The 21212-nt window shown below is 64.8% G+C and carries 22 protein-coding genes and 1 riboswitch; of the genes, 6 read left to right on the top strand and 16 right to left on the bottom strand.

Annotated features, from left to right (window positions below; genetic code table 11):
- Positions 1-105: 105 nt before the first annotated feature.
- From AABA51_RS01610 to pheS, 7 genes are all read right to left on the bottom strand, one after another.
- Positions 106-567 carry a hypothetical protein gene (locus AABA51_RS01610; RefSeq protein WP_338273753.1) on the bottom strand — a complete coding sequence of 154 codons (462 nt, stop codon included), beginning with the start codon at positions 565-567 and terminating at the stop codon, positions 106-108.
- A complete protein-coding gene (locus AABA51_RS01605) occupies positions 557-1801 on the bottom strand; it encodes an agmatinase family protein (protein ID WP_338273752.1) in 1245 nt (414 codons plus the stop codon). Before AABA51_RS01605 ends, AABA51_RS01610 begins: the two co-directional genes overlap by 11 nt.
- Positions 1740-2546: an ABC transporter ATP-binding protein gene (locus AABA51_RS01600; RefSeq protein ID WP_338273749.1), complete on the bottom strand. Its 807-nt coding sequence runs from the start codon at positions 2544-2546 to the stop codon at positions 1740-1742. The genes AABA51_RS01605 and AABA51_RS01600 overlap by 62 nt, the downstream gene beginning before the upstream one ends.
- The gene (locus AABA51_RS01595; protein ID WP_338273747.1) at positions 2543-3355 is read right to left on the bottom strand and encodes an ABC transporter permease; all 813 of its coding nucleotides are present in this window, start codon (positions 3353-3355) and stop codon (positions 2543-2545) included. The genes AABA51_RS01600 and AABA51_RS01595 overlap by 4 nt, the downstream gene beginning before the upstream one ends.
- 27 nt (positions 3356-3382) lie before the next feature.
- Positions 3383-4447 carry a putative urea ABC transporter substrate-binding protein gene (locus AABA51_RS01590; RefSeq protein WP_338273745.1) on the bottom strand — a complete coding sequence of 355 codons (1065 nt, stop codon included), beginning with the start codon at positions 4445-4447 and terminating at the stop codon, positions 3383-3385.
- 88 nt (positions 4448-4535) lie between these two features.
- Positions 4536-4647, bottom strand: a riboswitch (guanidine-I (ykkC/yxkD leader).
- Positions 4648-4824: 177 nt separating this feature from the next.
- Positions 4825-6552: a cation:proton antiporter family protein gene (locus tag AABA51_RS01585; RefSeq protein WP_338273743.1), complete on the bottom strand. Its 1728-nt coding sequence runs from the start codon at positions 6550-6552 to the stop codon at positions 4825-4827.
- A 398-nt stretch (positions 6553-6950) separates the two neighbouring features.
- Positions 6951-8021: a phenylalanine--tRNA ligase subunit alpha gene (gene pheS, locus AABA51_RS01580; protein WP_338273741.1), complete on the bottom strand. Its 1071-nt coding sequence runs from the start codon at positions 8019-8021 to the stop codon at positions 6951-6953.
- Between the two features lie 370 nt (positions 8022-8391).
- Here pheS and AABA51_RS01575 point away from each other — a divergent pair, with 370 nt between their 5' ends.
- Positions 8392-8760, top strand: coding sequence for a hypothetical protein (locus AABA51_RS01575; RefSeq protein ID WP_338273739.1), 369 nt, complete (start codon positions 8392-8394; stop codon positions 8758-8760).
- A 95-nt stretch (positions 8761-8855) separates the two neighbouring features.
- On the opposite strand, the gene rplT is transcribed toward AABA51_RS01575, so the two are convergent.
- The 5 genes from rplT to pyk all read right to left on the bottom strand — a co-directional run bounded on the left by rplT (position 8856) and on the right by pyk (position 11795).
- Entirely contained in the window at positions 8856-9215 is a 360-nt protein-coding gene (gene rplT, locus AABA51_RS01570; protein WP_277824664.1) for a 50S ribosomal protein L20, read from the bottom strand.
- A gap of 12 nt (positions 9216-9227) precedes the next feature.
- Positions 9228-9428: a 50S ribosomal protein L35 gene (rpmI, locus tag AABA51_RS01565; protein ID WP_277824666.1), complete on the bottom strand. Its 201-nt coding sequence runs from the start codon at positions 9426-9428 to the stop codon at positions 9228-9230.
- Positions 9429-9550: 122 nt separating this feature from the next.
- Complete coding sequence (locus tag AABA51_RS01560; protein WP_338273734.1) at positions 9551-9781, bottom strand: hypothetical protein; 231 nt, start codon at positions 9779-9781, stop codon at positions 9551-9553.
- 38 nt (positions 9782-9819) lie between these two features.
- On the bottom strand, positions 9820-10350 hold the full coding sequence (locus AABA51_RS01555; protein ID WP_338273731.1) for a hypothetical protein: 531 nt from the start codon (positions 10348-10350) through the stop codon (positions 9820-9822).
- Entirely contained in the window at positions 10347-11795 is a 1449-nt protein-coding gene (pyk, locus tag AABA51_RS01550) for a pyruvate kinase (RefSeq protein ID WP_338273729.1), read from the bottom strand. The genes AABA51_RS01555 and pyk overlap by 4 nt, the downstream gene beginning before the upstream one ends.
- Before the next feature lie 215 nt (positions 11796-12010).
- Here pyk and AABA51_RS01545 point away from each other — a divergent pair, with 215 nt between their 5' ends.
- From AABA51_RS01545 to AABA51_RS01535, 3 genes are read left to right on the top strand one after another with little or no spacing between them, the layout of a single operon-like run.
- Positions 12011-12748 carry an N-formylglutamate amidohydrolase gene (locus tag AABA51_RS01545; protein WP_338273727.1) on the top strand — a complete coding sequence of 246 codons (738 nt, stop codon included), beginning with the start codon at positions 12011-12013 and terminating at the stop codon, positions 12746-12748.
- A 22-nt stretch (positions 12749-12770) separates the two neighbouring features.
- Complete coding sequence (locus AABA51_RS01540; RefSeq protein WP_338273725.1) at positions 12771-13067, top strand: DUF1244 domain-containing protein; 297 nt, start codon at positions 12771-12773, stop codon at positions 13065-13067.
- Positions 13064-13732 (top strand): pseudouridine synthase, encoded by a 669-nt coding sequence (locus AABA51_RS01535; RefSeq protein ID WP_338273723.1) that lies wholly within the window; start codon positions 13064-13066, stop codon positions 13730-13732. The genes AABA51_RS01540 and AABA51_RS01535 overlap by 4 nt, the downstream gene beginning before the upstream one ends.
- On the opposite strand, the gene AABA51_RS01530 is transcribed toward AABA51_RS01535, so the two are convergent.
- Together AABA51_RS01530 and AABA51_RS01525 are read right to left on the bottom strand one after the other, a co-directional pair.
- Positions 13650-14441, bottom strand: coding sequence for a hypothetical protein (locus tag AABA51_RS01530; protein ID WP_338273721.1), 792 nt, complete (start codon positions 14439-14441; stop codon positions 13650-13652). The two genes, AABA51_RS01535 and AABA51_RS01530, sit on opposite strands and share 83 nt — an antisense overlap.
- Before the next feature lie 99 nt (positions 14442-14540).
- Entirely contained in the window at positions 14541-15974 is a 1434-nt protein-coding gene (locus AABA51_RS01525) for an aldehyde dehydrogenase family protein (RefSeq protein WP_338273719.1), read from the bottom strand.
- A 247-nt stretch (positions 15975-16221) separates the two neighbouring features.
- Here AABA51_RS01525 and AABA51_RS01520 point away from each other — a divergent pair, with 247 nt between their 5' ends.
- Positions 16222-16875, top strand: coding sequence for a peroxiredoxin (locus tag AABA51_RS01520; protein WP_338273717.1), 654 nt, complete (start codon positions 16222-16224; stop codon positions 16873-16875).
- Between the two features lie 69 nt (positions 16876-16944).
- Here AABA51_RS01520 and AABA51_RS01515 read toward each other — a convergent pair whose 3' ends face one another.
- Positions 16945-17571: a L,D-transpeptidase gene (locus AABA51_RS01515; RefSeq protein ID WP_338273715.1), complete on the bottom strand. Its 627-nt coding sequence runs from the start codon at positions 17569-17571 to the stop codon at positions 16945-16947.
- Positions 17572-17830: 259 nt separating this feature from the next.
- Between AABA51_RS01515 and AABA51_RS01510 the strand changes: the two genes are divergently transcribed.
- Positions 17831-19756 (top strand): PhoX family phosphatase, encoded by a 1926-nt coding sequence (locus AABA51_RS01510; protein WP_338273713.1) that lies wholly within the window; start codon positions 17831-17833, stop codon positions 19754-19756.
- 165 nt (positions 19757-19921) lie between these two features.
- On the opposite strand, the gene AABA51_RS01505 is transcribed toward AABA51_RS01510, so the two are convergent.
- A complete protein-coding gene (locus tag AABA51_RS01505) occupies positions 19922-20857 on the bottom strand; it encodes a hypothetical protein (RefSeq protein ID WP_338273711.1) in 936 nt (311 codons plus the stop codon).
- Positions 20858-21212 lie beyond the last annotated feature (355 nt).

Raw genomic sequence — 21212 nt, 5'->3', positions numbered from 1 at the left:
CCCCTCCCCTGGCTCGCCCGTGCTGGGTCAAACTCTGTCCGAGGCGGGGAAAATCCACAAGCCGCCGATTGCGCCCCCCGCGCAACCGACGACGGCAAGGGCGCGCTAACCCTCCGCCATCCGCCCCGACAGGAAATCGCGGATATCGAGCAGGTCCTTTTCCTCCATCGAGACATAGACCAGCGCCATGTTGGTCCGCTCGCGGATCATCTCCCCCGGAAAGGGCAGATAGCTCAACTCGCGCGACCCGAAGGACGGCGAGGCCGTGCCGACCTGCCATTCGGTCCTCAGCTCCACATCCACCAGCTTCAGCGCCCCCCGCCCCGCCTTGCCGGGCCGTTCCAGCGGCACGCCCGCCAGCCGCAGATAGGCGGCCTTGTCGCGGGCATTGACGAAGCCGTCGATGAATTGCGCGGTCAGAACCTGCAGATCGGCCGCCGCATCCTCGGGGGTCAGATGCGAATGCAGGTGATCGGCATGGGCGTGGTTGTGCCCATGCCCATGACTATGCCCATGACTATGCCCATGCCCGTGGTGGTGATGATGGTCGTGATGGTCATGGGGCATTGGACCACCTCCGCCCCTCGAATGCGCCATGCGGGATGCTGACGGGCTTGTCGATATGGCGCTTGTGCGCGCCCATCTTGCCATGGGCCACCATGCTGCCCAGCACATCCACGATGACCCGCGTCCCCATCAGCGCGGTGATGTCGCTCGTGTCATAGGGCGGCGACACCTCGACCAGCTCCATCCCGCACAGACCCTCCGCCGCGACTTTCGATGCCAGCGCCAGCGCCTCGCGCGGCAGGAAACCGCCCGGTTCCGGCCAGCCCGTGCCGGGCACGAACCCGCAATCGATGCTGTCGATGTCGAACGACATGTAGACCATGTCCACCCCGTCCCATGCCATCTCCAGCGCCATCTCGGCGGTCTTGTCCACGCCCATCTTCTCCATGTCCGACATGGTGATGATGTTGGTCTCCCGCTCGCGGGCGACCTTCACCGCCTCGCGCGGCACCTGCCAGCCGCCGATCCCGATCTGGACAAGGTTCTTGGCCGGCACATTGGGCAACAGCGTCGAATGGAACCACGGTGTCGTGTGCATCCGCTCGTCCAGATCCTTCTCCTGGATGTCGGCATGACGGTCGAAATGCACGATCCCGATCTTTTTCGACGTGCATTCCGCGATGCCCCGCACGCAGGGAAAGCCGATGGAATGATCCCCCCCGATCATCACCGGGAAGCTGCCGGAACTGAACACGTGGCTCACCGCCCGGCTGATCTGGTCGAAAGACTTTTCAAGATTGGCGGGAATGGTGAACACGTCGCCCGCATCGCACAGCGTCATCTGTTCGCGCAGATCGACGCCCATCTCGTAATTGTAGGGCGTGTAAAGCGCGCTGATCTTGCGCACGCCCTGCGGCCCGAACCTCGTGCCTGGGCGATAGGTCGTACCGCCGTCGAAGGGGATGCCCAGAACCGTGGCATCGTAATGCTGAACCTCCAGCACATCCTCGGCATAGGGCGCTTTCAGAAAGGTGTTTATGCCCGCGTAATGCGGCAGCTCCCCCCGCGCAAAGGTGGGGATCGACTTGTCCTCGATACTGTCCGCCCCGGTCAGCCCCATCCTCAGCGCCCAGCGCCGTTCCTCGTCCCAGCGCGTGCCGGGAATATCGGCCTCCGCGCGCATCGCCTTCCACCCCAGCAGTTTGGTCAGGTCGGGGTGATGCGCCCGGCGGTCACGGTCGGGCCTGTTGCCCGGATGATGCGACCGGCTGCGGCGCGGGGTCAGGAAATACATCTTGGTCCTCTTTCAGTTGATAGGGGATGCCGCCGTTGCGCGCGTCGAAATCGTAGGTGATCGTCGCGCCAAAGGCTGTGGGGTCATGCGGGTCCCAGCGGGTCTTGTCGAAAACCACGACCCGGTCGCCCAGCTTGAAGGCCTCGCGCAGATCATGGGTGACCATGAAGACGGTCATCCGCACCTCGCCCCGCAGATCGAGCAGAAATCGGTGCATCTGCTCCCGCGTGCCGGGATCAAGCGCGCCGAATGGCTCGTCGAGCAGCAAGATACGCGGCTTGGCGGCCAATGCCTGCGCGATGGCCAGCCGCTGCTGCATGCCCCCCGACAGCGCCGCCGGGTATTGCCCCGCCACATGCGCCAACCCGATCCGCTCCAGCACCGCATCCGCCCGCCTGCGCGCGGCGCTGAGGGCTTGCCCGAAAAGCCGCCCCAAGGGCCGCTGCAACCCTTCGGCGGCGACGATATTGTCCCGCACGCTCAGATGCGGAAACACCGAATAGCGCTGGAACACGATGCCCCGCGACCGGTCCGGCTCCCCCTTCAGGGGCGCGCCATCCACCGTGATCTGCCCGCGCGTGGGCCGCTCCTGATCCAGCAAAAGCCGCAGGAAGGTGGACTTGCCGCAGCCCGACGCGCCGACGATCGAGATGAATTCCCCCTCGCCCACGCTCAGGTTCACCCGCTCGAGGATCGGCCGCGCCCCGTAGCTCTGGAAAATGTCCCTGACCTCGACCAGGCTCATCCCCGCGCCTCCGCCCAAGGATAGGCCCAGCGCGACAGCCGCATCAGCGCCCAGTCGATCAGGAAAGCCAAAACCGTGATCCACGCCACATAGGTCAGGATCACATCCATCGCGAGAAACCGCCGCACCAGGAAGATCCGGTATCCCAGCCCCGCTTCCGACGCGACCGCCTCCGCCGCGATCAAAAACAGCCACGCGGGCCCGAGCGACAGCCTGACCGCCCCAATCAGGCGCGGCATGATCTGGGGCAGCGCCACCGATACCGCGATGGCCAACGTGCTGGCCCCCAGTGTCTGCGCCTTCACCAATTGCTCTTGCGGCAATTCCAGCGTGCGCGCCGACAGGTCGCGGATCAAAAAGGGCGTGATGCCGATGGCAATCAGCGCGATCTTGGCCGCATCCCCCACCCCCAGCGTGATGAACAGGATCGGCAGCAGCGCCAGGGGCGGGATCATCGACAGAACCGCGACAAAGCCCTGCAACCCCGTCCGCACCACCGGCACCAGTCCGATGGCAAGGCCAAGGCACAGACCGATCAGCGCCGCGATGCCGACGCCTGCGCCCAACAGCGACAGGCTCGACAGCGTATCACCCCAGAACAGGATCTCGCCCGACCGGCGGTCCTCTTCCGTCAACAGCCGCCAGGCGGTCGCCCCCAGCGTCTCGAAAGACGGCAAGATGCGGTCTTGCGGGTTTTCCGCCAACCGCGCCGCCGATGCCGCGGCATAGGCCAGCCCCACAAGGACAAAGGGCAAGGCGACAAGCGCCACCCGCCCCGCGGGCCCCGGATGCCGGTTGATCCACCGCATGATCCGCCGCTCCCGCGCGCGCCGCCGTTACAGCGCCCCGTCGGCGGCCATCTGCATGTAGCTCGGATCGAACCGCAGCCGGATATTGCCCGGATCGCCCGTCACCACGCCGCCCGGATATTCGATGCCCACGAAATCCGCGCTCGGCGCGCCCTCGCCCAGGATGCCGCGCTCGAACAGGAATTCGGCGACACTCACCATCGTCTCGGGCAATTCCGGGCTCTGGACAAAGGCCACCGCATCCGCCGCCTCCCAGAACATCTGGGTCGAGGCCAGCTGCGCCTCATATCCCGCCAGATCCGTACCCGACGCCTCGGCCATTGCCGTGCGCGCCGCGATCCCCTCGGGCGTGTCGGAGGCCATGATCGCCATCAGCTCGTACCAGGCCCCCACCAGCGCGCGGCCGAAATCGGGGTTGGCCTCCAGCACCTCGGTGTTGACCACCATCATGTCGATGATCTCGCCCGGAATATCGGCCGAGGTGAACAGGATATTGGCCTCAGGGCTTTCCGCGATCGTGGACACCAGCGGGTTCCACGTCACCACCGCCTGCACATCCTCCGTCTGGAAGGCCGCGATCATGTCGGCATCCGAGGTGTTGATGACACCCGCCAGGTCGCGCTCCTCCAACCCCACGCTCTCCAGCGCGCGCGCAAGCAGGTAATGGGACACCGACAATTCCACCAGGTTCACGGGCATCCCGGCCAGATCGGCCAATCCGCCCTCCCCCTTCAGGATCACGGCGTCATTCCCGTTCGAGAAATCCCCCACGATCAACGCGGTCGTATCCACCCCCGACCCCGCCGGGATCGACAGCGTATCCATGTTGGTGGCCGACACCCCGTCGAATTCGCCCGCCGTATACAGGTTGATCGATTCCACGTAATCGTTGATCTGCACGATCTCGACATCGATCCCGTAGCGCTCGGCCCAGGCATCCATGATGCCGCTCTCCTCCAGGTAGCCCCAGGGCATCCAGCCCACGTAGATCGACCATGCGACGCGAAACTCCGTCCGCTCCTGCGCAACGGCCCATCCGGGCGACAAGGCGAGCGTCAGTGCTGTGGTGGTGGCTAGGGCAAGTCTGGTCATCGTCGGTTCCTCCGATCGGATGCGAATGTCCAAATGTCCGACCGGGGAATATGTTCAGGGAGCGGCCGAACCTGATCTTGGCGCAGTGCTCTCCCGGGATTTTGTCCCGCCGTGTACCGCGGGGGATTTGGCCCGCGCGGCGGCATTTCTCGGACCTGACCCGCACCTTTCGGCGCGCCGGAACCCTAAATGCCCTGCCCTTCCAGCATCGGGGCCGGACCGCGCCGCTGTCAAAATCCGGCCCTCGCAAAGCCCGCCCGCCGCAGCTTTCGCGCAAAAAAGCGGCGCTTTGCGGGGGCCTCTGACGCATTGTGCGGCGGAATTGCCCCGGGCCTCGGGCGCGCGGCCCGAGAATCTCCTGAGCCTATCCCCTGGCCTCAGACGGGCAGATCCTTCTGCCCCTCCGGGTCGGCGGCCACCGCCACGGGCGCCTCCGTCTTGCCCGCGATCATGCCCGCCGCGGCAAAGGCCGCGTCGCGATAGGGCATCAGCACCAGGTCGGCCCGCGCCTCCGCCAGCCGCGCCGCCGTCTGTTCCCGTTGCGCGGCCACCGCCAGCTTGCCCCGGAACCCCAGGTCCCTTGCCGCGCCCAACAGCGCCAGACGCGGGTCCTCATGCGTCAGCCCGATGTCATGCTCGGGCACGGCCATCACCAGCCATTCGGCCCCCTGCAAGGGCAGATGCGACAGGAATTCGGGATCGGTCGCATCGCCGAAAACGGCATCGAACCCGCGCGCCCGTGCGGCCCTTACCGCCTCGGGGCTGAAATCCACCCCCAGCACCCGCTTGCCGCTGTCCCTCAGCGCCAGCGCGATGCCCAGACCATAGCGCCCCAGCCCGAAGATCACGACATCATGGGGCCGTTTGCCCGCCGCCTCCCCCTGATCCCCGGCCTCGCCCCCCCGCTTGTCGAACAGGCGCAAGGCAGGCTCGCAAATCGCGTAAAGCCGGTTGGAAAAGGTGATCATGTAGGTCGAGACCGCGATGGTGATCAGCCCCACAAGCGTCACCAGCCCCAGCGCCTCCTCGTCCAGATGCCCGATGCCCACGCCCATCGCCATGAAGATCAGCGAAAACTCCGAAATCTGCGCCAGCGTCACACCGGCCAGAAACCCGGTCCGCTTGCGATAGCCCAGAACCCGCAACACCCCCATCACGATCAACGGCTTTCCCACCAGCACGAAGACCGACAGGACCAGCGCCGCCCCGATGCTCGCCCCCAGCACCGACAGGTCCAGCGACACGCCCAGCGCGATGAAGAAGAACAGGAGCAGGAAATCCCGCAGGCTCGCCAAACGCCCCGAAATCGCCTCCCGGTAGGCGGTGGAGGCCAGGGAGACACCCGCCAGCAACCCGCCCAGTTCCTTGCCCAGCCCAAGGTAATGGCCAACAGCGGCCAGCAGCGCGGCCCAACCGATGGCAAAGGACACGAGCAATTCGGGCGCTTCCGACAACCGCTCGACCAGGGGATCGGCGACATAGCGGATGAAGACGACGACAAAGACCAGCATCGCCGCGCCATAGCCCAGGACCTTCAGCACCTCGCCCAGGGCACCGCCGCCCTCGGCAGCCGCACCACCGACCGCGATGGCCGACAGGACGATCATGGCGATGACGACCACCACGTCCTGCACGATCAGGATGCCCAGCGCCATCCGCCCATGCAGCGCGTCGATCTCGCGCTTGTCCGACAAGAGCTTGACGATGATGATCGTGGACGAAAACGTCAGCGCGACCGCGACATAGACCGCCGTCCCCGCATCGACGCCCAAGGCGAGCGCAAGCCCGTAGCCGATCGCCCCCGTCAACAGCACCTGCGCCGTGCCCGCGATCAGCGCGACCGGCCCCAGCGTGCGCACAAGGTTGAAGTCGAGCTTCAACCCCACCAGGAACAGCAACAGCGCGATGCCCAGCTCGGCCAAGAGGTCGATCTGCGCATCCGATTGCGCGATATCCAGCACCGATGGCCCCGCGATGATGCCCACCGCGATGAAGCTCACGATCAGGGGTTGGCGCAGCATCAGGCCGATGAATCCAGCCCCCGCCGCCAGAACCAACAAGGCGGCAATCTCGTAGAACAGATACCCCTCGATGGCGGCGGTCATGGGGCGGCTCCTGTCGTCCGGGTCGGTGTCATTGGCGACGTTAACCGCATTCGCCATGCCCCCGCCAGCAGAGCATCCGCCGCACCCCCGGTCGGTTGATGGGACGCAAGGTGCGCCTGAAGGCACACCCTACACACCGCTCGGTAGGGTGTGCCTTCAGGCGCACCACCGAAAACCCGTAGGGTGGGTGAAACCCACCACGCAGATCCCATCAACGGCAATGGTGGGCACATTGCCCACCCCACCGATCACCGCCAGCAGGACATCCACCGCATCCCATCCCTCCCTTGGGTAGGGTGTGCCTGTCACGGCGCACCACCGAAAACCCGTAGGGTGGGTGAAACCCACCACGCAGATCCCATCACCGGCAATGGTGGGCACATTGCCCACCCGACGGGTCACACTCCCGAATGCACCGCCGGCACCTGCAACGCGGCAAACCCGTAATGCCTCAGCCACCGCAGGTCTGAATCAAAGAACGCCCGCAGATCCGGGATCCCGTATTTCAGCATCGCGATCCGGTCGATCCCCATGCCGAATGCGAAACCCTGCCACTCCGCCGGATCGATCCCGCCCGCCTGCAAGACCTTGGGATGCACCATCCCCGATCCCAGAACCTCCAGCCAATCGGACCCTTCGCCGACCTTGACGGTGCCGCCTTCCCACGAACACTGGATGTCGACCTCGGCCGAGGGCTCGGTGAAGGGGAAATGCGAGGCGCGGAACCGCGTGCGGACCTTCGTGCCGAAATAGGCGCTGAAAAACTCCTCCAGCACCCATTTCAGATTGGCCATGGAGATATCGCGGTCGATCGCCAGCCCCTCGACCTGGTGGAACATCGGCGTATGCGTCTGGTCGTAATCCGCGCGATAGACGCGGCCCGGCGCGATCACGCGCACGGGCGCGCCATGCGCCTCCATGTGCCGGATCTGCACGGGGCTCGTATGCGTGCGCAGCACATGCGGCGGGCGGTCATCGCCCTCGGCGCGATGGGTGTAGAACGTATCCATCTCGGCGCGCGCGGGATGGTGGCCCGGAATGTTCAGCGCGTCGAAATTGTACCAATCCGTCTCGATCTGCGGCCCTTCGGCCACGGCAAAGCCCATATCGGCGAAAATCGCCGTGACCTCTTCGGTCACCTGGGACACGGGGTGGATCGTGCCGACCCGCCGATGCCGCGCGGGCAGCGTCACGTCCAGCCATTCGGCTTTCAGCCGCTCGTCCAGCGCCGCATCGCCCAGCGCGACCTTCTTGGCGGCGATGGCGGTCGTCACCTCGTCCTTCAGCGCGTTGAGCGCGGGGCCCGCCACCTGCCGCTCCTCGGGGGACATGCCGCCCAGGTCGCGCATCTTGAGGCTGATCTCGCCCTTCTTGCCGAGCGCCGCGACGCGCAGCTCTTCCAGCGCGCCCTCGTCCGTCGCGGCGGCGATGCGCCCCAGCCAATCCGATTTCAGCTGATCGAGGTTCATGCTCCGGCCCCTTGCCCGTCCAATCCGCGCCCTGACCTATCACCAAACCCCACGATTGCAAGGCAGAGCGCGGCGGCGATGACGGCGCCCCCCGGGGGCCCGGCCGGAACCGCGCGCAACTCCCCCCTTTGGCAAGGTTTCGGCAACCTCTCGTCAAGGATCCGTCAAGAAAGTCGCCCGGATCTTAACCCTTTCGCAACGAAAACCCCCGCCGGGCAAACCATTGGCAGGGGCAACCCCACGACCCACCGCCCGTGTCATGGCACCTTCATCAAATTGACATAGCCAATCTTATCACGGCCAAAAAGCTTGTCGCAGGCCATCGCCTGTCCTAGGCTTCCGGTCTTTCATGCGAGTATAGGAGATTACGATGTACCGACGCACATTCCTTGGCCTCAGCCTTGCCGCGATGCCGATCCTCATTGCGGGCTGCCAGCAAACCACCTCAACAGCCGAAAGCGCCGCCAGCTTCGCCGATCTTGCGGGCACCTATACCGGGCAACAAGTGCGCGCCGACGGCTCGACCCGGCCGATGCGCGTGACGGTCGCCGCCGATGGCAGCTACACATGGGACAGCGACGGCACCACCATCACGGATGGGCGGCTGTCGCGCAGCGGTGGGGGGTTGCGTTACGTGAACGTCGCCGGGTCCCGTGGAACCGTGACCGCAGGCCAGAACCAATTGGTGTTCCGCAATACCTTCACCGGAAACAACTACACCGTGACCGTTTCCCTGTGATGGAATGGGATCGTCGCGATCCCTCAAAATCCTGTTTCCAAAAGAAAAACGGGCTGCCAAATGGCAGCCCGTCCTTTTTTCTCGATGGCCGCGGCTCAGAGAGCGGCGCGCGCCTGTGCGACGATGGCGCCGAAAGCTTCGGGCTCGTGCACGGCCAGATCGGCCAGAACCTTGCGGTCAACTTCGATCCCGGCAAGCGCCAGGCCGTTGATGAAACGCGAATAGGTCATGTCGGCGTCAAACGCGCGGACAGCGGCATTGATCCGCTGGATCCAGAGCGCGCGGAACTGCCGCTTGCGGACCTTGCGGTCGCGGGTCGCGTATTGGTTGGCCTTGTCGACGGCCTGCGTCGCGGTCTTGAAGCTGCGCGAGCGGGCGCCATAGTAACCCTTTGCCGCGTCAAGAACTTTCTTGTGACGGCGATGCGTGACGGTTCCACCTTTGGTGCGGGACATTGTGCGGCCTCCTCAGCGGTCGTAGGGCATGTAGGTCTTGACGATCTTGGCGTCGGGTGCGGACAGCGTCGTCGTCCCCCGTGCCGAGCGGATGAACTTGGTCGTCCGCTTGATCATCCCGTGCCGCTTGCCGGCCTGGCCCGCCACCACCTTGCCGGTGCCGGTCACCTTGAAGCGCTTCTTGGCGCTCGATTTCGTCTTCATCTTCGGCATTTTCGTCTCCTGTCTTCTAGAGAGCGTTCGGGCGCGACTCGGCATGCCGTTGTTGGCCGGCCGCACCGTTGGAGCGCGTCGCTTACAGCCATTGCCGCCCTCTGTCCAGAGGTCCCGCTACCTCAAAGAACCATAGCCACGACATGGATGAAGGCATCGGGAATGGAACGAAGCGTCAGCCCGCCCTCGCGCAGCGCCAGATGCACCCATCCCAAGAGGCCCAGACCGATGCCCAACGACAAAAGGCCCCGGCGCGACAAGCGCCCATCGACCCATCCCGCGACGAGCGAGGAGAGAGCCAGCATGCTGACCAGCGTGGCAAGGACGATCACGATATCGGGGTCGATCTGCATGACAAAACCTATGCGCCAAAGCCCGGGACAACACCAGATTACATAAGCGGCAAAGCCCCGGTCACCACCCGCAACTGGTCACCGGGCGATGATCCCGCCCAATCGACCCAAAGCCGCCGGGGATCATCCGCATCGATCCAGGCGCGGTCGCCCCGCTCCAACCCCCGCATCTCGTGGCCCAGAAACAGCGTCACACCCCCGGCCAGCGCATCCGTCGCGGCCAGGGTGTCGGGCAGGATCGCCACGCCCAGGATGGGCCCATCGAACAGGACCCAACCGCGCTGCCGCCCGCCCGTGCCGTCAAAGACCAGTGAATGAAAGGCCGCGACCGTCCCCGTAGGGATCGGCCCGCCCAGATCCAGCCGCAGCATGGCGGGCAGGATCACGCCCTGAGCCTCGTCAAAGGCGATCAGATCGGGACTGTCGAAGATATCCTGCCCCACGGCCAGCGGCGGCTCGTCCAGCAAGACGAACCGCCCCGCGCCGTCCTGTTCTGTGATCTGCCCGTCCAGCACATGCGCTGCCGCCGGTCCGGCCAACAGCAGCGCCAGCGCCAGCGCGCGGATCATTCCGGATCGGTGGCGTAGATCAGGCGCTCGGCGCAGGGGGCCACGCGCAGGATGTTGGTCGACCCCTGCACGTTGAAGGGCACGCCCGCGGTGACGATGATCTGATCCTCTTCGGTCGCGTAGCCGCCATCGCGCGCGGTCCGCGCCGCCGACACCACCGCGCCCTTGAACCGCGTCAACTCGCCCGTGATGTAGCACTGGCAGCCCCAGGTCAGGCACATCCGCCGCGCCACCGAGATCACCGGCGTCAGCGCAAGGATCGGAACCCGCGGCCGTTCCCGCGCCACGAGCGAGGCCGTGCCGCCCGATTGGGTGAAGCAGCAGATCGCCTTGATATCCACGGTTTCCGCGATCTCGCGCGCGGCCGCGACAATGGCATCCGCCGTCGAAGAGCGCGTGACCTGCCGCGAGGCGGCCATGATCGTGTGGAAATTCGGGTCGCTTTCGACCTCGAGCGCGACATTGTGCATGGTCTGCACCGCCTCGACCGGGTAGCTGCCCGCCGCCGATTCCGCGGACAGCATCACGGCATCGGCCCCTTCGTACAGCGCGGTGGCCACGTCGGACACTTCGGCGCGGGTGGGCATCGGGCTTTCGATCATGGATTCCAGCATCTGGGTCGCCACGATCACGGGCTTGGCCGCCGACCGGCATTTGCGCACCAGCCGCTTCTGGATCGGGGGGACGGCATGAACCGGCAATTCCACGCCCAGATCGCCGCGCGCCACCATGATCCCGTCCGAGGCGGCGAGGATTTCCTCAAAGGCCGTGACAGCCGCCGGTTTCTCGATCTTGGACAGGATCGCGGCCCGCCCCTTGGCCAGGTCACGCGCCTCGTGCACGTCGGCGGCACGCTGGACAAAGGACAGCGCCAGCCAATCGACACCCAATTCGCAGACAAACTCCAGATCGGCGCGATCCTTTTCCGACAGGGCTGCCAGCGGCAGGACCACGTCAGGCACGTTCACGCCCTTGCGGTTCGACACCGGGCCACCCGCGATCACCGTGCAATCGGCGAAATCGGGGCCGCAATCATCGACGCGCAGCCGCACCTTGCCGTCATTGACCAACAGGCGGGACCCTGGTTCGAGGGCCGCGAAAATCTCGGGATGGGGCAGGTTCACACGCTTGTCCGTCCCCGGCGTCGGGTCGAGATCGAAGCGAAAGGACGCCCCGTTGCGCAGCACATGCCCCTCGTCCTCGGCAAAGACACCGCAGCGCAGCTTCGGCCCCTGAAGATCGGCAAGGATGGCAATGGGGCGGCCCATCTCGCGCTCGACCTTGCGGATGGCGGCATGGCGGGCGCGGATCTCGTCATGGCCGCCGTGCGACATGTTCAGGCGGAACACATCGGCGCCAGCCTCGTAGAGCTTGCGGATCATGTGCTCGCCGTCCGAGGCGGGGCCCAGCGTGGCCACGATCTTGACGTTGCGGTCGCGTTTCATTGCGTGTTCCCCTGTTCCCTCTGCCCGGACAGGGCCCGGTTATGGGCCCGACCGGCTGGCCGCTCACGCGATGTTAGCGCAAACAGCCCTGTTCTACATGCTCTATGGCGCAATTCCCAGCGCCCGACAACCGGCTTGGACAGGCTGCCCTCTGGCGTCGCGGGGGCAAAGCGCCTATGCCCGCCCCCGTTGCACTCCGACAAGGTAACGACCCGATGACACAGGCTTTCAGGATCGAGGGCGCGGACAGGCGCGGGCGCTGGGTGGTGACCTGCGACCATGCCTCCAACCACGTCCCGCCCGAGGTTGCGGGGGGCGATCTGGGATTGCCGCCCGAGGACATGAACCGCCACATCGCCTATGACGTGGGCGCGGCGGGCGTATCGCTCCGGCTGGCCGAAATGCTGGATGCCCCCGTGATCCTGTCGGAATTCTCGCGCCTCGTGATCGATCCGAACCGGGGCGAGGATGATCCGACGCTCTGCATGAAAATCTACGACGGCTCGATCATCCCCGCCAACCGCCATGCCGATGCGGCCGAAATCGACCGCAGGCTCGATCTGTTCCACCGCCCCTATCACCGCGCGCTTGGCGCACTGATCGAGGGCCGCGACGATCCCGTGATCGTCTCGATCCATTCCTTCACGCCGCAATTCGTGGGCCGCCCGCTTCGGCCATGGCATGTCGGTGTGCTCTATGCGGGCGACACGCGGCTGGCCTATCCGCTGATCGCCCGCCTGCGCGCCGAACCCGATCTGTGCGTGGGCGACAACGAACCCTATTCCGGCCATCTGCCCGGCGATGCGCTCGACCGGCATGCGGTCCAGCCGGGGCGGTTGCATGTGCTGGTGGAAATCCGCAACGACCTGATCGCGACGCCCGCCCAACAGGCCGCTTGGGGCGAAAGGCTTGCGCCCCTGCTTGACGCGGCGCTGAAGAATGCCGAGGTCTGAGAAAACCGCCGGAGGATTTGCCATGGATGACCAGACCCGTACCGAGCTCGAGGCCGCAGCCTTTCGCCGCCTCCTGCAGCACATGAACGAGCGCACGGATGTGCAGAACATCGACCTGATGAACATGGCCGGGTTCTGCCGCAACTGCCTGTCGCGCTGGTACCAGGAAGCCGCGAGCGAACGCGGGATCGAGATGGACAAGGAAACCGCGCGCACCATCGTCTACGGCATGCCCTATGACGACTGGAAAGCGCTGCACCAGACCGAGGCGACCGAGGCGCAGAAAGACGCCTTTTCCAAGTCGAACCCCGGCCATTGACCGAGGCCGCGCCCAATCCGGCCTTTGACTACCGGCCGCCCGACGCGCCGCTCGACATCGTGCATGCCGATGACCAGATCGTCATCGTGAACAAGCCTGCGGGTCTCTTGTCGGTGCCGGGGCGGGGCGATCACCTGTCCGATTGCCTGCTCGCGCGGGTGCAGGCGGCCTTTCCCACGGCGCTTCTGGTGCATCGTCTGGACATGGACACATCGGGCATCATGGTCTTTGCCCTGACGCCCCATGCCCAACGCCATCTGGGCCAGCAATTCGAGACGCGGCAGACGAAAAAGGTCTATGCCGCCCGCGTCTGGGGCGAGGTGGCCGAGGCCGAAGGCACGATCGATCTGCCGCTTTGCGTGGATTGGCCGAACCGCCCGCGCCAGCATGTCGACCATGAAAACGGGCGCCCTGCAGTGACCGACTGGCGGCGCATCCGCATCGAGGACGGCACCACGCGGATGCGGCTTTACCCCAAGACGGGGCGCTCACATCAATTGCGGGTCCATATGCTGGAACTGGGCCACCCGATCCTGGGTGACCCGTTCTACGCGACGGGGGCTGCGCGCGACTATCCGCGCCTCATGCTCCACGCCGAAAGCCTGAAACTGCGGCACCCGGACGGCGGGCAAGGGATGCTGTTTCGCGCATCCGTTCCGTTCTGACCGACGCGCGCTGCGCCGATAGCCACAGCGCATCCAGATCGGCCAGAGCCTGTGCGTCGAACCTGTCGGCCTCTGCCCAATAGCGACCCGACGGGACCATGTAGCCCAGTTCCGCCTCGCGCGCCCTGGCCGCAGCCATGTGGCCAGCGTCGATGTCCACCGGCAGCGCCTCGGCCAGATCGTCGAGCGTGGCGCGCGGAAACACCAAACGGCTGTCCTGCCACGACAGGTTCACGCAGGCGCAACCCTGTTCCGCCGCCAGAAGCTGCAGCCGCGCAGCCTTGGCCTCGAGGCTCTGGAGCGTGATGTCCTCGCGCAGCGGATCGGCAGTACCCGTTCCGTAGAAATGCGTGCGCCCCGTCGCGGCATAGACCATGTCGCAGCCGAAAAACGCCATCACGCGGGGCTTGAGCGCCCCCAGCGCCCAGTATCCGGCGGTAAAGGCCATCGTGCCGCCTGCATAGACGAACCCGCCATAGGCGTTTTGCACCGGCACGTAATCCCGCGCCTCGATCCGGCGCTGGCCGGCCAAAAGACCGGGCGGGCGATGTTCGACCGGGAAATCCTCGGGGTGGATCGACACATCCCAGTCAGGCCGCAGCCGCCAGGCGTTGTTGATCGCGACAACATGATCGAAAACCGAACGATCCCAACTCTTTACGGCCACGGCAGCCGGACCGCTGCCAAGGATCAAGACAATCGGGCCCATGCCGCGCTTCCTTCTTCCGTCTTGGACGGAGATAGGCGGTTTGCGCGACAGGACCACGACAAAGTTCCGCGCCGCAGCAAAACCACGGCGCGGCAGGGATCAGTCCCAGTCGCTGACGGCCTTGACCTCGAGGAATTCGTGGATGCCCCAGACCCCGCCTTCGCGGCCATTGCCCGATTGCTTGAACCCGCCAAAGGGCGAGCCCTTGCCAAAGCCCTTGCCGTTGCATTCCACCATCCCCGACCTCAGCCGCCGCGCCACGCGGCGCAGCCGATCCTTGTCGGTCGTCTGGATATAGTTGGTCAGGCCATAGACCGTGTCATTGGCCATGCGCACCGCATCCTCTTCGGTGTCGAAGGGGATGATCGACAGAACGGGGCCAAAGATTTCCTCGCGGTAGATCGTCATGTCGGGCGTCACATCGGCAAAGACCGTGGGCCGCACGAAAAAGCCCCGGTTCAGATGACCGGGCCGCCCGGTTCCGCCCGCAACCAGCCGCGCGCCTTCGTCGATGCCGGTCTGGATCAGCGCCTGGATCTTGTCGAATTGCACCTCGGACACAACGGGCCCGATCCCGCGCCCTTCTTGGGCCGCAGGGATGACCGGCGTCTCCTCGGCTACCTTGGCCGCGATCTCGACCGCTTCGTCATAGCGTTCGCGCTGCACCAGCATCCGGGTCGGCGCGTTGCACGATTGGCCCGAATTGCCGAAACACCGCATCGCGCCGCGCTTGACGGCCTTTTCATCGGCATCGGCAAAGATGATGTTCGCCCCCTTGCCGCCCAGTTCCAGGCTGACGCGCTTGATCGTGTCGGCAGCCGCGATCGAGATCAGCCGCCCCGCCCGCGTCGACCCGGTAAAGCTCACCATGTCGACATCCGCGTGGGCGGACAGCTGGCTGCCCACGCCCGGCCCGTCGCCATTGACCATGTTGAACACACCCGGCGGCAGGCCCGCTGCATCCACGATCTCGGCAAAGACGAGACCCGACAGCGGCGCGACCTCGGACGGTTTCAGAACCATCGTGCAGCCCGCCAGAAGCGCCGGCGCGACCTTGAGCGCGATCTGGTTCATCGGCCAATTCCACGGCGTGATCAGCGCCACGACCCCGATGGGTTCATGGAAAATCCGCTCGCCCGGCGATTGCGGCCCCAGCGGGCGATCCCATTCCATCTCCTTGGCGGCGGCGATGAAGCCTTCGAAATGCCAATCGCCCGATGTCACCTGCTGCTGGCGCGACCAATCGATGGGGGCACCCATCTCGGCGCTGATGGCTTGCGCCATATCCTCGGCCCGCGCGGTATAGGCGGCCAACAGCCGCTCGAGCGCCGCGATCCGTTCGGGGATGGGGGTGGCGGCCCAAGCGTCGAACGCGGCGCGCGCGGCGGCGACGGCGGCATCTGTATCGGCCTGATCGCCGAGCGAGATCGTGGCGCAGACCTCCTCGGTCGAAGGGTCGATGACGGGCAGGTCACGCGGCGTTGCGGGGTCCACCCAGCGCCCGTTGATGTAGAATTGGCGGCTGTGTTGCATGATCGTCTCCCATGTTGGGGCGCAGCCTGTCATCCCCTGCGCCGGGCTTCAAGGCGGGTCCGCGACAGCACGGCGAACGCAAACGACCATCCCATCCGCACCGTCATGGCCGAACATCCGGCAGTCTTGCAGCAGCAGGGGAAAATGCCCGTCCTTCTTTCGCAGCTGCGGCGATTTCCACGGTGAAATCACCCTGCCGAATGCCTATATGAGTTGACAACGCAAATCAAATCAGGAGGTCCCCAGCATGGGCCTGCGCATCAACGACACCTTTCCCGACCTTGCGGTCGACACCGATCAGGGCAGCTTTTCGCTGCATGAGTTCCAAGGCGACAGCTGGCTGATCCTGTTCTCGCATCCCAAGGATTTCACGCCGGTCTGCACCACGGAATTCGGCGCGGTCGCGCAGCTGGCCGACGAATGGGCCAAGCGCAAGACCAAGGTGATCGGCCTGTCCGTGGACAAGGCCGAAGAGCATGTGAAATGGAAATCGGATATCGAGGCGACCTCGGGCGCCAAGGCCGGTTTCCCGATCATCGCCGATGACAGCCTCGCCGTGTCCAAGGCGCTCGACATGCTGCCCGCCGATGCCTACCTGCCCGATGGCCGCACCGCCGCCGACAGCGCGTCGGTCCGCGTGGTCTACATCGTGTCGCCCGATCACAAGGTGCAGCTGATGCTGACCTACCCGATGTCGGTCGGTCGCAATTTCGCCGAGGTGCTGCGCGCCCTCGACGCGCTGCAGGCCACGTGGGGCAAGCCCATCGCGACGCCCGCCAACTGGGTCCACGGGCAGGACGTGATCGTCGCCCTGTCGCTCGACACCGAAGCCGCGCGCGCGAAATTCGGCGAGGTGGATGTCAAACTGCCCTACCTGCGCACGGTCAAGATGCCGGCCTGACCCCGGCCGCCCCGAACAGGAAAAGGCCCCCGAAAACGGGGGCCTTTTTCATGGGCGCGACGGGTTTCGTCAGGCCTGCGGATAGAGATAGGCCGTCGAACCGATCTCGACGTTCTCGTAAAGCTCGATCACATGCGCGTTCACCATCCGCACGCAGCCCGACGAGGCCGAGGTGCCGATCGACCAGGGCTGCGGCGTGCCGTGGATGCGCAGATAGGTGTCGCGGTTGCCCTCGTAGAGGTAAAAGGCGCGCGCTCCCAGCGGGTTCTCGGGGCCACCCGGAACACCGCCCGCGAACTGGCTGTAGACATGGGGTTCACGCGCGATCATGTTCGCCGTCGGTGTCCAGGACGGCCATTCCTGCTTGCGCCCGATGCGGAACGTTCCCGGCTGGTAGAGACCCGGCCGCCCGATGGCCACGCCGTAGCGCATGGCCGTGCCATCCGTCCCGATGTGATACAGGTAGCGCGCCACCGCATCGACATGGATATCGCCGGGCTGCAATCCGGCCCGGTGCTGCACGCGCGTGGGCATGAAACGCGGGTGCAGACCCCATGGATTGTTGGCATTCGGATCGGGATCGGGCCGCGTGACCGTCGCGTCGAAGCCCACGGAATCCTGCGCCAGCGCAGGGCCCGCAATGGCACCCGAAAACATCGCGGTGCTTGTGATGATGAAATGACGGCGCGTGAGCATCACCCCACCTCCTTTGATCCGACAGACAGAATCGGCCCGTAAAGCCAAGGTATTACTGGCCGCTTCCGCCCCTGTGGACAAGTGGGAAGCCCGTCACGAATAGGTCATCCCTCACTCTGACAGCTTTCCCACCCACCGGCCGATAGGTTTTGACAATCCCTGTGGACAGGCCGCGCGCCGCCACAAAACCGTTACGCAGCCATGCCTAATCCCGGCCTGCAAGCCACGACTTGCCAGTCAAAGCCAGGGAATGCATCTCATGAAAGATACCGACACCAAGCATCTGTCCGCCGACGAGTGGGACGAGCTGAATTTCCCCCGCCCCGAGGTTCAGGATTTCGACCGCGTGGTCGAGCGCGCCATTTCGCGCCGTGGTTTTCTGGGCGGTGTTCTCGCCTTCGGGTCGGGTGCCGCCGTCATGGGCACCGGCCTCCTGAAAGGCACCACCGCGATGGCGCAGCCCGCCTCGCGCTTCCCCTTCACCCCCATCGCGGCACAGACCGACAACACCGTGCACGTGCCCGAGGGCTACAGCTGGAAAACGCTCGTGCGCTGGGGCGATCCGCTGTTCCCGGATGCCGCGGATGCCTGGAACCCGCAGACCGGCGTTTCGGTCGAGATGTCCGATCGCGTCTTTGGGGAAAACACCGACGGGATGGAGCTGTTCAACATCGATGGCCGCGAGATCATCGTGATCAACAGCGAATACACCAACCGCGAGGTCAACCTGCCCCATGCCACCGATGGCGTGCCCACGGGTCTTGATGACGTGCGCATCCTCCAGAACTTCCAGGGCGTCAGCGTCATGGAAATCGCCGAAGGGCCGGATGGCTGGGCCGTTGTCGTCGACAGCCCCTACAACCGCCGCATCCACCACAACACGCCGATGACCTTCTCGGGTCCCGCCGCCGGCCACGACCTGCTCAAGACCGAGGCCGATCCGACCGGCATGGCCTCGCTCGGCACGTTCAACAACTGCGGCTCGGGCCGGACGCCCTGGGGCACCTACCTGACCTGCGAGGAAAACTTCAACGGCTACTTCGGCGCCAATGGCGACCTGCCCGGCGGCATGGTCGGCGACGGCTTCCGCCGCTACGGCATCGGGGCCGATGGCTGGGGCTACGATTACCACAAGTGGGATGCCCGCTTCGACGTGGCCGCCAACCCCAACGAGCCGCACCGCGCGGGCTATATCGTGGAAATCGACCCGGCGAACCCCGACAGCACGCCGGTCAAGCACACGGCCCTTGGCCGCTTCAAGCATGAGAACGCCGCCTATGCCATCGCCGCCGATGGCCGCGTCGCCGTCTACATGGGCGACGACGAGCGGGGCGAGTTCATGTACCGCTGGCTCAGCCGTGACGTCTACGTCCCCGGTGGCGACACCTCGACCCTGCTGGTCGAGGGCGAATTGTCCGTCGCCGTGTTCGAGGATGACATGACCGGCCGCTGGGTTCCGCTGACGCCCGCCACCACCGGGATGGATGCGGCCCATATCGCCGTCTTCACCCGCATGGCCGCCAGCCGCGTGGGCGCGACGACGATGGACCGCCCCGAATGGATCGCAGTGCATCCCAATGCGGCCGAGGCCTATTGCTGCCTCACCAACAACTCGCGGCGCGGCGCGCTGACCGATGCGGGCACCGTGCGCACCAATGCGGGCGGCGATCCGATGACGGTCAACGCGGTCAACCCGCGCGAGACGAACAACTACGGCCAGATCGTGCGCTGGCGGCCCATGGGCGGGGATCACGCCGCCGAGGGCTTCACCTGGGATCTCTACGTCATGGCGGGCAACCCCACCGTGGCCGAGGGCCCCTATGCCGGCACGGCCAACATCAACGCGGGCAACCTGTTCAACTCGCCCGACGGGATGGTGATCGACAGCACGGGCCTGATCTGGATCCAGACCGACGGCGATGACAGCAACGAGGGCGACTTCGCCGGCATGGGCAACAACCAGATGCTGGCGGGCGACCCGGTCACGGGCCGGATCGAACGCTTCCTCACGGGGCCGAACGGCTGCGAGGTCACCGGCCTGTGCTGGTCGTCCGACCGCCGCACGATGTTCGTGGGCATCCAGCACCCCGGCGACAACGGCGGCAACTGGCCCGATTTCGGCGACAGCCTCGCCCGGTCGGCGGTAATCGCGGTCAAGCGCACGGATGGCGGGCTGGTCGGCTAAGGCCAACCACTACTGCAAAACAGACCGCCCCCGGAGCGATCCGGGGGCGGTTTTCCTTGGGGGTTCTTGCAATGGGATGGATGGCTGCTTGGAGCCCATAGCGGTCAGTCGGTCCTGTCTTTGATGCCACAGGCCCAGTCGCGTGTTTCAGTCCACAGCGCTTGTTCAACTGACACGAGTGCGCAGCATCTCAATAAGCGGAATTTGCCCCGTCGAGACCATCAAGTGTTCACGCCTCCTATACTCCGGGGTTAATGTGGGACATACCGCGCGAAAAAACAGTTGCTCTTTCGAGTAAATTTGAGTGAGTGTATTCACCTCTTTTACAATATTAGAAGTCACTGGAAATAATTGAATTTTGCTCCCGAAGCCACCTCGCAAAAAGTAAAGATATGCGCAGACGTTTGGGAGCAATGGTATAAATGCATCGCCAATTAGATCTGCAACCCAGTGCATCCCTTGTGGACGCCAGCTTACGGGCCGCGAAAATATCGTGTCGCATAGTCCATCGCCGAAACAAAACTCAGAATTCTCCGCATGCAGAAGTAACAGATTGCCAGAGTTACATTTCTTGAGATCAATCTGGCTCGCGAAACTCCAGAATTGCTGAATATTGGCTTTGCCCGTTTCTTCGTTGTATCCGAGCCCGAACGATTCGCCCGAACGCGAATAAAGGTACCGGAATGCTGGACTCCGCACCATGAGCGAGAAGCATAGTTTGATGAGCGTGTTTGTTGTGCGCTCTACTTCTGAAGGGCCAAACAGGACTTCATCCCCGCCTTCCAGCTGTTTGGCGATATGTTTGAGGATTGGCGGTCCCGCGTTGTCGATTTTTTCAAAGTCGGGCTCAAAGGTATGGTTCCATGGACTGACACCAAATTGCAACTTGTGGCCACCGCGCTTGTGTGCAAACCCCGTCTTGCTTGAGCCCTTTTGGGGAGGCTTCGCAGATTTTACTTCACCATATGGATTGATTAGTGAGACGTATCCGTCTTGGTCGACCCAAAGGCGCTGCAAGCCTTTAGGCCACCAGTGGTCTGCTGTAGTTTTTACGTGATATGGAAACGGCCTTCCCTGCAAGCCCAACGGATAGTCTGGCATCTCACACCTACTCTCTGCGGCCAGCGAATTAACTCGTAGAAATGACGCAGTATAGCTATCACATTCCGTCACATGCCTAGGTTATGCAGCAAGCGCGAGGGGCTAGGAGTGGATGGCTCGAACGTCCGCTCCGTCCCGCATTGCAGACCCCCTGCGCGGCACGCTCAAATCCTTTCCACAAGGTAAATGAAACTTACTTTGCCTATTGAAATCAATATCTTGTAAAAGTGTGCAAGCTTGCACGGGTCCCCGGACAACCCGCCTCGCTCCCGCCGCCCCGGTGCAGCCTGCCCCCCAACGAAAACGGGCGCGTCCGTTTCCGAACGCGCCCGCCTGTCATCTGGCAAGTCCGAGG

It is taken from the genome of Roseicyclus marinus (assembly GCF_036322625.1).
Taxonomy (GTDB): domain Bacteria; phylum Pseudomonadota; class Alphaproteobacteria; order Rhodobacterales; family Rhodobacteraceae; genus Roseicyclus; species Roseicyclus marinus_A.
Note: the sequence above shows the minus strand (reverse complement) of the source record. Positions and strands in the feature narration are given on the sequence as shown.